Source organism: Arthrobacter sp. B0316-1-20 (assembly GCF_059091865.1).
Genome location: NZ_JBNHHC010000002.1, coordinates 1 through 11,982, shown reverse-complemented (window position 1 = coordinate 11,982; position 11,982 = coordinate 1). Strand labels below are relative to the sequence as shown.

General features: G+C 65.4%; 13 protein-coding genes and 1 tRNA gene. 10 read left to right on the top strand and 4 right to left on the bottom strand.

Features of this window, described 5'->3' with window-relative positions:
- Positions 1-553 precede the first annotated feature (553 nt).
- Entirely contained in the window at positions 554-760 is a 207-nt protein-coding gene (locus AC5RW2_RS03035; protein WP_494073688.1) for a putative endonuclease domain-containing protein, read from the top strand.
- A 78-nt stretch (positions 761-838) separates the two neighbouring features.
- Here AC5RW2_RS03035 and AC5RW2_RS03030 read toward each other — a convergent pair whose 3' ends face one another.
- Positions 839-2,059 carry a pyridoxal phosphate-dependent aminotransferase gene (locus AC5RW2_RS03030; protein WP_493949442.1) on the bottom strand — a complete coding sequence of 407 codons (1,221 nt, stop codon included), beginning with the start codon at positions 2,057-2,059 and terminating at the stop codon, positions 839-841.
- A 310-nt stretch (positions 2,060-2,369) separates the two neighbouring features.
- Here AC5RW2_RS03030 and AC5RW2_RS03025 point away from each other — a divergent pair.
- The 5 genes from AC5RW2_RS03025 (at position 2,370) to rplA (ending at position 5,355) form a co-directional block, all read left to right on the top strand.
- A tRNA-Trp gene (locus AC5RW2_RS03025) sits at positions 2,370-2,442 on the top strand.
- A gap of 99 nt (positions 2,443-2,541) precedes the next feature.
- On the top strand, positions 2,542-2,826 hold the full coding sequence (gene secE / locus AC5RW2_RS03020; protein WP_493940585.1) for a preprotein translocase subunit SecE: 285 nt from the start codon (positions 2,542-2,544) through the stop codon (positions 2,824-2,826).
- A 93-nt stretch (positions 2,827-2,919) separates the two neighbouring features.
- The gene (nusG, locus tag AC5RW2_RS03015) at positions 2,920-3,831 is read left to right on the top strand and encodes a transcription termination/antitermination protein NusG (protein ID WP_493963135.1); all 912 of its coding nucleotides are present in this window, start codon (positions 2,920-2,922) and stop codon (positions 3,829-3,831) included.
- 127 nt (positions 3,832-3,958) lie between these two features.
- Entirely contained in the window at positions 3,959-4,387 is a 429-nt protein-coding gene (gene rplK / locus AC5RW2_RS03010) for a 50S ribosomal protein L11 (protein ID WP_136784957.1), read from the top strand.
- A gap of 260 nt (positions 4,388-4,647) precedes the next feature.
- Entirely contained in the window at positions 4,648-5,355 is a 708-nt protein-coding gene (gene rplA, locus AC5RW2_RS03005) for a 50S ribosomal protein L1 (protein WP_493940564.1), read from the top strand.
- A gap of 119 nt (positions 5,356-5,474) precedes the next feature.
- Here rplA and AC5RW2_RS03000 read toward each other — a convergent pair whose 3' ends face one another.
- Entirely contained in the window at positions 5,475-5,921 is a 447-nt protein-coding gene (locus tag AC5RW2_RS03000; protein ID WP_493963134.1) for a universal stress protein, read from the bottom strand.
- Between the two features lie 247 nt (positions 5,922-6,168).
- On the opposite strand from AC5RW2_RS03000, the gene AC5RW2_RS02995 reads away from it, so the two are divergent.
- The 4 genes from AC5RW2_RS02995 (at position 6,169) to rplL (ending at position 9,518) form a co-directional block, all read left to right on the top strand.
- Positions 6,169-7,272 carry a GNAT family N-acetyltransferase gene (locus tag AC5RW2_RS02995; protein WP_493963133.1) on the top strand — a complete coding sequence of 368 codons (1,104 nt, stop codon included), beginning with the start codon at positions 6,169-6,171 and terminating at the stop codon, positions 7,270-7,272.
- Between the two features lie 135 nt (positions 7,273-7,407).
- Complete coding sequence (locus AC5RW2_RS02990; RefSeq protein ID WP_493963132.1) at positions 7,408-8,166, top strand: FadR/GntR family transcriptional regulator; 759 nt, start codon at positions 7,408-7,410, stop codon at positions 8,164-8,166.
- Positions 8,167-8,483: 317 nt separating this feature from the next.
- The gene (gene rplJ / locus AC5RW2_RS02985; protein WP_493940560.1) at positions 8,484-9,068 is read left to right on the top strand and encodes a 50S ribosomal protein L10; all 585 of its coding nucleotides are present in this window, start codon (positions 8,484-8,486) and stop codon (positions 9,066-9,068) included.
- A 69-nt stretch (positions 9,069-9,137) separates the two neighbouring features.
- A complete protein-coding gene (rplL, locus tag AC5RW2_RS02980; RefSeq protein ID WP_493963131.1) occupies positions 9,138-9,518 on the top strand; it encodes a 50S ribosomal protein L7/L12 in 381 nt (126 codons plus the stop codon).
- Between the two features lie 81 nt (positions 9,519-9,599).
- On the opposite strand, the gene AC5RW2_RS02975 is transcribed toward rplL, so the two are convergent.
- Positions 9,600-10,097, bottom strand: a complete 498-nt coding sequence (locus AC5RW2_RS02975; protein ID WP_493963130.1) for an aminoacyl-tRNA deacylase — start codon at positions 10,095-10,097, stop codon at positions 9,600-9,602.
- 66 nt (positions 10,098-10,163) lie between these two features.
- A complete protein-coding gene (locus tag AC5RW2_RS02970; RefSeq protein ID WP_493963129.1) occupies positions 10,164-11,366 on the bottom strand; it encodes an acetyl-CoA C-acetyltransferase in 1,203 nt (400 codons plus the stop codon).
- Between the last annotated feature and the right edge of the window lie 616 nt (positions 11,367-11,982).

Here is an 11,982-nt window from a genome sequence, read left to right as displayed (position 1 = left end):
GCGGCGCGAAAATTGAAGGAAGCCGTGGACGCTGGGACCGTCCACCGGATCCGTTTTGGCCTTTACGCTGTTCCTGATGTGGTCGCCGAATTCGCACAAGCCAAGGCGATCGGTGCCTCCGTCGGGTGTTTCAGCGCTGCGGCCTTTCACGGCTTGTGGGTGCACAGGCCGCTCCGCGGGATCCATCTGAGTGCTCCGCGCACCGTTGCCAAGCCGCGCTTCGGCAGGGTGCATCGGACACGGGAATCACACGGCTCAGTCGTTCCGATGGACCTTTGCCTCCGGCAGGTCCTGAGTTGCCTCCCACAAAGAGAAGCGCTCGTCGTCGTGGAGTCTGCCGTGGTCCAAGGAAAGGTAACGGTTGAGGGCGTTCGCCGGCTCAGTCGTGGCCGGGGGAGCAAGCGGGCCGACGAGGTTATCGATGCCTTGGATCCGGCATCCATGTCAGTTCCGGAAACGCTGGCCCGCCACGTACTGCGTTCGTCTGGCTACAACGTGGTTTGTCAGCGGGATCGAAGGCGTCGGCAGGATCGATCTGGAAGTTGAGGACCGCTTGCTGCTGGAAATCGACGGCAAGGCCTATCACTCCGACGAGGTGTCATTCATCGAGGACCGACGCCGCTGGAACGAACTGACGTTGCTCGGCCGCGATCTGTTAGTGCTGCCTGCCAGGGACATTCTCGATGATCCGGAGTCCGTCTTGCGGCCGGTCGGCCGCTACTTCGCCGCCCGTGCTGAGGTAGCTGCACGGGCGGGATAGTGAAGCATCGGAAACAGGGTGGCCAGGGCGGCCAGGGACAGAGCCCCGCAGGCCGCCCGGCCCCAAAACCTCGGAGGACTACTTGGCCGTGGCCAGGAACTCCTGCAGTCGGCCGACGCCGGTGGCGAGATCGTCGTCGCCGAGGGCGTAAGACAGCCGCACGAAGCCGGAGGGCCCAAACGCCTCGCCGGGGACGACGGCGACCTCGACCTGATCGAGGATCAGGGCGGCCAGCTCGGCGGAGGTCGCCGGACGGATGGTGCCGTCCGCCGTCGTAAATTCCTTGCCCAGCAGCCCGCGGACATCGGCGTAGGCATAGAACGCGCCCTTCGGCGTCGGGCATTCCACGCCGTCGATGGCGTTCAGGCCGTCGACCATGGCCTTGCGGCGCCGGTCGAAGGCGACCTTCATCTCGTCCACCGCGGTCAGCGGTCCGGACACGGCGGCCAGCGCGGCCATTTGGGACACATTCGCCACATTGGAGGTGGCGTGCGACTGCATGTTGGTGGCGGCCTTGACCACGTCGTTCGGGCCGATCATCCAGCCCACGCGCCAGCCGGTCATTGCGTAGGTCTTGGCGACGCCGTTCAGGATGACCACCTTGTCGCCCAGTTCCGGTGCAGCGGTGGCGATGGAGGTGAACGGCATGCCGTCGTAGGTGAGGTGCTCGTAGATCTCGTCGGTGATCACCCACAGGCCCTTGGCGGCAGCCCAGCGGCCGATCTCTGCCACCTGTTCCGGCGCGTAGACCGCGCCGGTCGGGTTCGACGGGGAGACAAACAGCAGCACCTTGGTGTTTTCGGTCAGTGCCGCTTCGAGTTGGTCGATGGTAACCAGGTAGCCCTGCTCCGGTCCGGCGAATACTTCCACCGGAACGCCGCCGGCCAGCCGGATGGCCTCCGGGTAGGTGGTCCAGAACGGCGTGGGAACCAGGACCTCGTCGCCCGGATCCAGCAAGGTGGCGAACGATTCGTAGACGGCCTGCTTGCCGCCGTTGGTCACCAGCACTTGGGACGGGTCCACCTGGTAACCGGAGTCACGCAGCGTCTTCTCAGCGATCGCCTGCTTCAGCTCCGGCAGCCCGCCGGCGGGGGAGTAGCGGTGGAAACGCGGCTGCCGGGCGGCTTCGATGGCGGCCTCAACGATGTACTCGGGGGTGGGGAAATCCGGCTCGCCCGCCCCGAAACCGATCACCGGACGTCCGGCTGCCTTCAGCGCCTTGGCCTTGGCGTCGACGGCGAGGGTGGCGGATTCGGCGATGGACGCGATGCGCCGGGAGACGCGGGCGTTGGCAGGCATGGGATTCCCGTCTTCAGTAGCGAGTAGGACTGTTCCATAGTCTAGGTGCAGGCCGTCGGCCATGTCCTGTCTGGCCATGCACCGCGGCCGGGCGCACGCCAAGCCTTCGCCGCCCGGGAGTCCCCGGGAGCCCAGGGTGGTCAAGGGGCCGGCGGAAATGTTGCATAATGGATCAGTCGCCTTTCCGGGCGGCGAACGGGCTCCGGTTCGACGTCGGCGCATCGCTGGCGTAAACTAGATCTCCGGTGTTGAAAACGCCATGATGTTCCATGCCCGCCCGGCGGGACCATCAGGCGGTATTCGGCTCCATAGGGTAGTGGCGCAATTGGTAGCGCAGCGGTCTCCAAAACCGCAGGTTGCAGGTTCGAGTCCTGTCTGCCCTGCGCAGAACCGTCGCAGATATGACTGCAGCAGTTCAGCATCCCAGCACGAAGCAGTGGTTCAGGCCGGCCGAGGCCGTCCGGGGCCGGACACCGGACAGAATGAGTGAGGCCAGGTTGACCGATACGGCTGCCAATAGTCCCAAGGGGCGCCCCACCGGACGAAAGACCGACAAGCGCGGTTTCTTCGCCCGGATCATTTTGTTTGTCCGCCAGACCATCGCAGAACTCAAAAAGGTCGTCACGCCGACCCGCCGGGAACTGGTGAACTACACGCTGGTGGTGATCGCTTTCGTGGCCATCATGATGCTGCTCGTTACGGTGCTGGATCTGGTTTTCGGCCAGGCCGCGTTCTTCGTCTTCGGAGACGGCATACCCGAACAGTAACGCCCGCGTATGCGGCAGCCGTACGGATGGATGACGACGGCGGCGGAAAGCCGGCGCGAGCCAAGTGAGCTGAAGAAGAAAGCAGGAAGCCAAGTGTCCGACCAGGAACTCGAAGCCCAGAACTCCGAAGAGAACGTGGAGCTGGAAGCAGACGAGCAGGTTACCGAGACCGACACCGACGAGGTGTCGGCTTCTGGCGTTGAAGCCGCAGAAACTGCCGGTACCGATCTGGCCAGCGAGCTTGACCAGGCCGCCGAAGACGCTCCGGTTCTCGACGGGGCAGCCGAAGCCGCTGCCGAGGCAGGCATGACCGAAGCCGCCGCTGCCGAAGAGGCAGCAGAAGAGGCCGAGCAGACCGAAGAAGCAGCAGAAGAGGTCGAGCAGACCGAAGAGGAAGCGCTGGAAGCGTTCCGCGCCAAGCTGCGCCGCCAGCCCGGCGACTGGTACGTCATCCACTCCTACGCCGGCTACGAAAACCGCGTGAAGGTCAACCTGGAAACGCGTATCCAGACCCTGAACATGGAGGATTTCATCTACGAAATCCAGGTCCCCATGGAAGAGGTCGTGGAGATCAAGAACACCACGCGCAAGCTGGTCAAGCGCGTGCGCATTCCCGGCTACGTGCTGGTCCGGATGGACCTGACAGACGCTTCCTGGGGCGCCGTCCGCCACACGCCGGGCGTGACCGGCTTCGTGGGCAACGCCCACAACCCGGTGCCGCTGAGCCTCAAGGAAGTTGCTTCCATGCTGGAGCACACCATCACCGGCACCAAGGCGGAGGCCGGTGGCAAGGCAGCTGGCAAGGCAGCAGCCTCGAGCACGCCGATCACCGTCAACTTCGAGGTCGGCGAGTCGGTTACCGTCAACGACGGGCCGTTCGAAACCCTGCCCGCGACGATCTCCGAGATCAAGCCGGAATCCCAGCAGCTGGTGGTGCTGGTGACCATCTTCGAGCGCGAAACCCCGGTAACGCTCTCGTTCAGCCAGGTCACCAAGATCCAGTAACCCAAAACTTCGTGCGGATACGGACCCGCTTTGTCCGGACCCGCGCGGGCGGCCGCCACGCCATGGCGGCCAACCACCGCAGGCACGCTCCTGTGCCGCGGTACGTAATGTGAGAGAAGGACCCGATATGGCCCCCAAGAAAAAGGTCACCGGCCTCATCAAGCTGCAGATCCAGGCAGGCGCCGCCAACCCGGCACCGCCGATCGGTCCGGCACTTGGTCAGCACGGTGTCAACATCATGGAATTCTGTAAGGCGTACAACGCTGCGACGGAATCCCAGCGCGGAAACGTGATCCCGGTTGAAATCACGGTCTACGAAGACCGCTCCTTCACCTTCATCACCAAGACCCCGCCGGCAGCCGAGCTGATCAAGAAGGCCGCAGGCGTGCAGAAGGGTTCGGCTACCCCGCACACCAACAAGGTTGCCAAGCTGACCCAGGCACAGGTCGACGAGATCGCCAGCACCAAGATGGATGACCTCAACGCCAACGACATCAAGGCTGCTGCCAAGATCATCGCCGGCACCGCCCGCTCCATGGGCATCGAGGTCGAGTAGCGAGGAGCTCGCGCACGGTGAGGGCCGAGGAACGAGGCACTCGCCGGAAGCAAGCACCGCAGCTGCTCGACAATCGAGCACTGTCGGAGGGCTAAGCACCCTCAATGCGGAGGCCGCCAGGACAGACGTCCAGCAAGGCCTTCACCAAGACAATTCAAAGAACGACGGCGACATGGCTCGCCAAAGGTGGGAACACCGCCGTCGTTGTGGCAGGGCCGAGCGCGGTCCGCAGACCACAACTGCACAAGGAGAAAAAGCAGATGGCAAAGCGCAGCAAAGCATATGAGGCAGCTGTAGCCAAGATCGAGGCGGACAAGGTTTACGCCCCGATCGAGGCAATCACCCTGGCCAAGGAGACCAACCCGTCGAAGTTCGACGCGACCGTTGAGGTGGCTTTCCGCCTCAGCGTTGACCCGCGTAAGGCTGACCAGATGGTCCGCGGCACGGTCAACCTGCCGCACGGCACCGGCAAGACCGCCCGCGTGCTGGTCTTCGCCACCGGCGACAAGGCTGAGGCCGCAATCGCCGCTGGCGCCGACTTCGTCGGCTCCGACGACCTGATCGAGAAGATCCAGGGCGGCTGGACCGACTTCGACGCCGCCGTGGCGACGCCGGAACTGATGGGCAAGGTCGGCCGCCTGGGCAAGGTCCTGGGTCCGCGTAACCTGATGCCGAACCCGAAGACCGGCACGGTGACCCCGGATGTGGCCAAGGCTGTCAACGACATCAAGGGTGGCAAGATCGACTTCCGCGTCGACAAGCACGCCAACCTCCACTTCATCATCGGCAAGGTGTCCTTCGACGCCAACAAGCTGGTGGAGAACTACGCCGCCGCTCTGGAAGAGGTGCTGCGCCTGAAGCCGTCCGCTTCCAAGGGCCGCTACATCTCGAAGGCAACCGTCGCCACCACCTTCGGCCCCGGCATCGCCGTGGACCCGAACGTGACCAAGGTATCTGTGGAGGCCTAGTCAGGACTTCAGGTTCGCCGGCAACGGCGTCCACCGGCAATGGCCGCAGCTCGATGCTGAGGCCATTGCCGTTTAAGCCACCGGTTGCCGGCTTGAGCAACGGGTGCCGGCGGAGAGCTTCAGTGCGTCTTGTCGGCTTCCGGAACGTGCACGACCACGACGGGGCAATGTGCGTGAGCTACGCAGGCCGAGCTGACCGAGCCGATCAGCAAGCCGCCGAAGCGGCCGTGCCCGCGGCGACCGACCACCAGCATTCGGGCACCTTTGCTGGCCTCGATCAGTGCCTGCCGGGCGGCGCCCCGCACCAGGCGGGTCCGGACGTTATTGTCCGGGCCGAGCGCCTTGTCCACGGATTCCTGCAGGATCTGACCGGCCCGCTCTTTGAACCCGTCGATTCCCATGACCGTATAGCCGTCGTACATCTGCGGAAACTCCCAGACGGCGATGGCTTCAAGGTCGACGCCGAGCGGCTCGGCCAGGCGTTGAGCCTCGCGCAGGGCCTCGAGGGAGGCTTCGGAGCCGTCGACTCCTACGACGACTGTGCCGGTAGCGCTGTCGCTGGCCATGGCTGTCTCCGATCGCTATGTCCGCTGTGCTGGTCTGGTGGAGGCTCCCATCCGGCCTCGGGCCGGTCCTGTGTTTGGACAGCCTACGCCGGAGCACCGGACCCTTCCATCCCGTGCCGGTGGACGTGGTCCGCGTGGTGCCGGTTGCCCGGGCCAGCGGCGTGACCGTCGGTCTGGTGGACTCCGGGCGCCATGCCGTAAGGTGATTGGTAAGGCTCAATCACTCGTGTGCAGTCGAGGAGCAGGCATGCCCATCCCATCGATCACTATCGCGCCGCTGCCGATCCCTCAGTCACTGGAAGGCTCAGCCGGTGCAAACTTTGCCGCGTCCGCGGAGTTAGCCAACCTGGTCAACAGCCTCACATGGGGGAACAACGACTTCTGGGTCAGCCCGGCGGCCAGGCTGGAGGGGTCCCGTGCCACTGACTACGCGGTCACCTATCTCTGGGCGGCCAAGGACGGCAACCGGCATGTAGGCCGGGCCCTGCTGGAACTGTCGCTGCAGGACAATGAAGAGAACGGCTACGTTTTTGTGGCCGTGCACCCGGAGTACCGCCGCCGGGGGATTGGCAGGCGGCTGCTGGCCGAAGCCGAAGCACTTGCCGGCAGCCGCGGGCGGACCACCCTGCGGGCCGGGAGTGAACACCCTGCCGGTTTCACGCTGGAGGGTCCTGGCGTCGTCCAGGCCGGAACGGGCGTCGGCTCACTTCCCGCGGCAGCGCCTGCCGTCCGGTTCGCCACGGCCAGCGACTTCCGGCTGGAGCAGGTGGAGCGGTGCGGCCGGCTGCCGCTACCCGCCCCATCCGGCCGGCTCGCCGACCAGGTGGAGGCGGCCGCGGCCAGGGCCGGCGACGGTTACCGGCTGGTGGAGTGGGCAGACAACTGCCCGCCGGAATACCTGCACCACTATGCCGCCCTCCGCCAGCGGATGAGCACCGACGTTCCGCTCGGAGAGCTCGACTACGAGGAGGAAGCCTGGGACGCGGTCCGGGTGCGCCACAAGGAAGAGCACCTGAAACGCCTGAACGGTCGGAGCCTGGTGGTGGCAGCCCAGCACGTCCCCACCGGTGACCTGGTGGGGCATACCGTCCTCGAGTGGTTTCCGGAGCAACCCGAGGTCGTGTACCAAGAGGACACCTTGGTGCTGCGTGCCCACCGCGGCCACCAGTTGGGCCTGTGGGTCAAGGCCCGGAACCTGCAGCGCATCGCGGAGGCATGGCCACAGGGCCGTCGGCTGTATACCTGGAACGCCGCGGAGAACAGCCACATGCTGGACATTAACGCGGCCCTTGGCTTCGCTCCGGTTGGCTACGAAGCCGCTTGGCAGAAGAAGTTGCGCGCCGCCCCGTAGCTCAGACGACGGGCCGTCTGTGACGTCACAATGCCCGTGTGGCGCGCCGCCGTAATGCTACCTCTCGGTAACCCCGGTGCGCAGTTACGATGACTGCGCACCGGCATCCGCGCCGGGAGTGACGGGAGCGTGCCCATGGAACACAGGACACTGGTGGATACGGTGGCGGAGAAGCTGCTGGAGGAAATCGTCGCCGGCCGGTTGGCTCCGGGCGACGCCTTGCCGCCGGAAGCCGACATCGCCGCAGAGTCCCAAGTCAGCCGGCTCACCGTTCGGGAAGCCCTCACCATGCTGCGGGCGATCAACGTGATCAGCGTGCAGCGTGGCCGCGGCACCTTTATTACCCCGCCGGACCAGTGGACCTCCGTCGAGGCCATCGTCCGGGCTGCCGCTGCCAGCGCCGGCGATTCTGTGGCGTCGCGGCAGTTGCTGGAAGTGCGGCGGCTGGTTGAAGCCGGAGCGGCCGAGCTCGCTGCCGTCCGCCGTACCGACCATGACGTGGAACAGCTGAACCGGGAACTGGAATCAATGGCCACAGCGGACGTGGCCGGTGACGCGGATGCGTTTGTGGAGGCCGACCGGTTGTTTCACGCGGTGATCCTCAAAGCCTCCGGCAATGTGCTGTTTCCAGCGGTCTTCGTGCCGATGGGCCGAGTGCTGGCCGGCGCGCGGCGCCAGGCATTTGCCGCACCGACTGTCCGCGCCCGCACGCTGGCCATGCACCGCAAGGTGCTCGCCGCCGTCGCAAGCGGAGACCAGCACGCTGCCCGCCGGGCCATGGAGGACCATGTGGGCCAGGTGCAGGATGATCTCGACGGCGGGACAGCCGGCCAGGCAGCGTTAGCCGGCGAGGCGGAACTGGCCGCCGAAGCACGGAAGGCCACCGCCGTCTGAACGGCCGGCGGTGGAGCATCCAGCAGAGCATGCAGCGGGCCAGGCCGCACCGCAGCGGGCCAGGCCGCGCCGGCGCCGGGTGCCGATTTGGAGTCCGGCCGAAGCATCCCGTAACCTTGAAGAACCAAAGACCGTCGGTCGTTGAAATCCTCCATGTTTTCAACCGAAAGTCCCGTGCCGGGACGGCCTGCGCAGGTGAACGAAGCATTGCCCCGCCACTGGACTGCCAGTGAGGGGACGAAGCCCCGTGCATCTGCATGGGGCGTTTTTTATGCATGCGACCCGAACCACCGGCACTATTCCCCGGAAGGAGGGTTATGGCAACGCCAACAAAGGTGGCAGCCGTTGAAGAAATCACCACCGATTTCAAGGAATCCAGCGCTGCAGTCCTAACCGAATACCGCGGGCTTACCGTTGCACAGCTCAAGGAGCTGCGTGTTTCTCTGGGCCAGGACACCAAGTTCTCGGTCGTAAAGAACACCCTGACTGGCATTGCAGCCAAGGAAGCCGGCATCGACGCGTTCGAAGGCCAGCTTGCCGGACCTACTGCTATCGCCTTCATCAAGGGTGACGCCGTTGCAGCCGCCAAGTCCCTGACGGATTTCGCAAAGTCCAACCCGCAGCTCATCATCAAGACCGGTATCTTCGAGGGCAAGGCCCTGGACGCTTCCGCTGTTGCTGCGCTGGCCGCTCTCGAGTCCCGCGAGCACCAGCTGGCACGCGTCGCCGGAGTCCTCAAGGCTCCGATGTCCGCGCTGGCCCGCACCATCGATGCGCTGCGCATCAAGCAGGAGGAGAACGGTGGCGCCGCTGCCGAAGCTCCGGCCGAAGCTGCCGAAGCTGAAGCTCCCGCTGCCGAAGCAACCGAGGCCCCGGCCGAGGCTGCTGCCGAAGAGCAGTAAGACTCTTCACCCACCCCACTCTTGGTGCGGACACACCAGCCGCATCACCTATCAGGAAGGACGCCAACCATGGCGAAGCTCACCAACGAAGAGCTCATTGAAGCTTTCAAGGAACTGACCATCATCGAGCTCTCCGAGTTCGTCAAGCTGTTCGAGGAGACCTTCGAGGTCACCGCTGCTGCTGTTGCTGTTGCAGGCCCCGCCGGTGGCGGCGCTGGCGAAGCTGCTGCTGAGGAGCAGACCGAATTCGACGTCGTCCTCGAAGCTGCCGGCGAGAAGAAGATCGCAGTGATCAAGGAAGTTCGTGCCCTGACCTCGCTGGGTCTGAAGGAAGCCAAGGACCTGGTTGACAGCGCTCCGAAGGCCGTCCTCGAAGGCGCCACCAAGGAAGCTGCCGACAAGGCCAAGGAAGTTCTCGAGGCTGCCGGCGCTACCGTCACCCTCAAGTAAGCTTTTTCAGCTTCTGCAAAGCCCCGCTGCCCCCACAGGGCAGCGGGGCTTTGTCTTTTCCGAAAGCACGACGGCGACGGGTCAGGCCGGGTCGGAGATGTCCGCGACGGTGGCGCCCAGCGCCGAGGTGAGCGCATCGGCGTCGACAAAGGCGGAGTAGCCATGCTCACCGGCACCCAGCGAAATCCGCCGGCCGCGGATGGACTGGTCGGCGTAAACCGGCCAGGCAGTGCTGCTGCCCAGCGGGGTGATGGTGCCGCGCCGGTAGCCGGTTGCCTCAAAGGCGACGTCGGCGTGCGGCAGCGAGAGTTTGTTGACTCCCAGCAGCGAGCGGAGCTTGGGCCAGGAGATCTGTCGGTCCCCGGGAATCAGGGCGAACAGGAACGAGCCGTCCTTATGCTTGACCACCAGGGTCTTGACGATGTCCGCTTCGGCGATGCCCAGCAGCTCGGCTGCCTCGGCCAGACTGCGGGCGCCGGACCGCTCAGCCACTTCCACCGGCAGCGAGTGCGCTTCGGCGCCGGCCAGGAAACGTTGCAGGCCAGCCGGCAGGGCAGGGGCACCGGGTTCATTGCTCATGTCCGGTTCAAGTCCCGGCGCCCTGCCGGTATTCCCTGGCTGTCCCGAAGGGTACAGCGTGGGAATCTAGTCGCGGTAGAGCAGCAGCGCTTCGCCTTGGCCGCCGCCGCCGCACAGCGAGACCGCAGCTTTTCCGGTTCCGCGCCGGCGCAGCTCAAGCGCGGCCGTCAGCGCCAGTCGGGCACCGGATGCGCCGATCGGATGGCCCAGGGCGATGGCGCCGCCGTGGATATTGCACTTCTCCAGCGGGTAGTCCAGGTCCTGTAGCGACTGCACGGCCACAGCGCCGAAGGCTTCGTTGATTTCGATGAAGTCCAACTCCGCGGTGCTCCAGCCGGCCCGTTGCAGGGCCTGCGAGATGGCGTTGGAGGGCTGGGACTGCAACGAGGTGTCCGGTCCGGCCACCTGCCCGGACCGGCCGACGACGGCCAACCAGTCCAGCCCGTTGTCCTCCGCGAAACCGCGGGTAGCCACCACAACGGCGGCGGCGCCGTCGGAGAGCGGAGATGAATTCCCGGCCGTGATGGTGCCGTCCTTGGCAAAAGCGGGGCGCAGCGGAGCCAAGCTCTCCACGGTGGTTTGCGGGCGCACGCCCTCGTCGCGGTCCACCACCAGATCGGCACCCTTGCGCTGCGGCACCTTGACCACGACGATCTCGTCGTCGAATACGCCGTTTTCCGCCGCGGCCGCGGCCCGCTGGTGGGAGGCAGCGGCCACTTCATCCTGCGCTTCGCGGCCAATACCCAGCTCGCCGTTCCGGCGTTCGGTGGAGGCGCCCATGGACTCGTGGTCGAAGGCGTCGGTGAGGCCGTCGTGGGCCGTGGAATCCAGTGCGGTCATGCTGCCGTAGGTCCAGCCCTGACGGGAGCCGGGGAGCAGATGCGGGCCGTTGCTCATGGACTCCTGCCCGCCGGCCACCACCACCTGGGCCTCGCCGGAGCGGATCAACCGGGCGGCGTCGGTGATGGCAGCCAGTCCGGACAGGCAAACCTTGTTGATCGTTACGGTGGGCACATTCCAGCCCAAGCCCGCGGCAATGGAGGCCTGGCGCGCAGGGTTCTGCCCGGCTCCGGCCTGGATGACGTGCCCCATGATGACCGCGTCCACCTGTGCTGCGGCAACGCCGGCCCGCTCCAGTGCGGCAGCGATGGCCTTGCCCCCAAGCTCGACGGCGGTGAAGGATGCCAGCTGGCCGTTCAGTCGTCCATTGGGCGTCCGCGCGCCGGCCAGGATGACCACGTCGTCGCGGCTGCTGATGTTCTGGGCCATGGTGTACGTGCCTCTCTCTGTGTCGCAGATTAGGCCGTAAACAGGCCGTGAAACTGCGGCTGGCGGTTGCTGCGCTGGATATGATCTGCTTCACAGATTACCCGCACCGAGGAACTCGCCTGAAGTGAAGGCCGGAAAATAGCGGCAACGGGGTATATGCTGGTGGCGTTGTCCCGGGGAAGACAACCGCGAAGACGCCTTTCGCACTGCGTTTGCACCGCCGTCAGCTGTGGTTTGCATCGCGCGGCGCATGGCGGTTCGCCCAACGCGTGCCGCTCGGATCCCGATGGCGGGGGAGCGGGTAACTCGGCCTGCCCTGCATGCTGGACAATCCGCGACGCCGTCCCGTACACTTAGTATTTGCGTCTTCCCTCAAAACCTTCGGCCTTCATATAGCGGTGGGCTTCGCCACGCCCTATCTGTATTTAACTGCAGATCGTGCGGCGGGCAAGGATCATATAGCGGATCCAGGTTGTGTCCGGACCTCACCAGGGGTGCCGGCAGTGCGGAAGCGCAGAAACAAGCCTGAAGGTCTGTGGAAGGATCCCTCTTGGTCGCCTCGAGCACCTCTAATACCGATACCGCTAACAGCCTGCTGGACGCCTCGTCGAACGAC

Bases quoted from the DNA above. Each gene is read 5' to 3' on its own strand.
- AC5RW2_RS03030 (WP_493949442.1), bottom strand. From the start codon at position 2,059: ATGCCTGCCAACGCCCGCGTCTCCCGGCGCATCGCGTCCATCGCCGAA.
- secE (WP_493940585.1), top strand. From the start codon at position 2,542: ATGAGTGAGGCCAGGTTGACCGATACGGCTGCCAATAGTCCCAAGGGG.
- rplK (WP_136784957.1), top strand. From the start codon at position 3,959: ATGGCCCCCAAGAAAAAGGTCACCGGCCTCATCAAGCTGCAGATCCAG.
- rplA (WP_493940564.1), top strand. From the start codon at position 4,648: ATGGCAAAGCGCAGCAAAGCATATGAGGCAGCTGTAGCCAAGATCGAG.
- AC5RW2_RS03000 (WP_493963134.1), bottom strand. From the start codon at position 5,921: ATGGCCAGCGACAGCGCTACCGGCACAGTCGTCGTAGGAGTCGACGGC.
- AC5RW2_RS02995 (WP_493963133.1), top strand. From the start codon at position 6,169: ATGCCCATCCCATCGATCACTATCGCGCCGCTGCCGATCCCTCAGTCA.
- AC5RW2_RS02990 (WP_493963132.1), top strand. From the start codon at position 7,408: ATGGAACACAGGACACTGGTGGATACGGTGGCGGAGAAGCTGCTGGAG.
- rplJ (WP_493940560.1), top strand. From the start codon at position 8,484: ATGGCAACGCCAACAAAGGTGGCAGCCGTTGAAGAAATCACCACCGAT.
- rplL (WP_493963131.1), top strand. From the start codon at position 9,138: ATGGCGAAGCTCACCAACGAAGAGCTCATTGAAGCTTTCAAGGAACTG.
- AC5RW2_RS02975 (WP_493963130.1), bottom strand. From the start codon at position 10,097: ATGAGCAATGAACCCGGTGCCCCTGCCCTGCCGGCTGGCCTGCAACGT.
- AC5RW2_RS02970 (WP_493963129.1), bottom strand. From the start codon at position 11,366: ATGGCCCAGAACATCAGCAGCCGCGACGACGTGGTCATCCTGGCCGGC.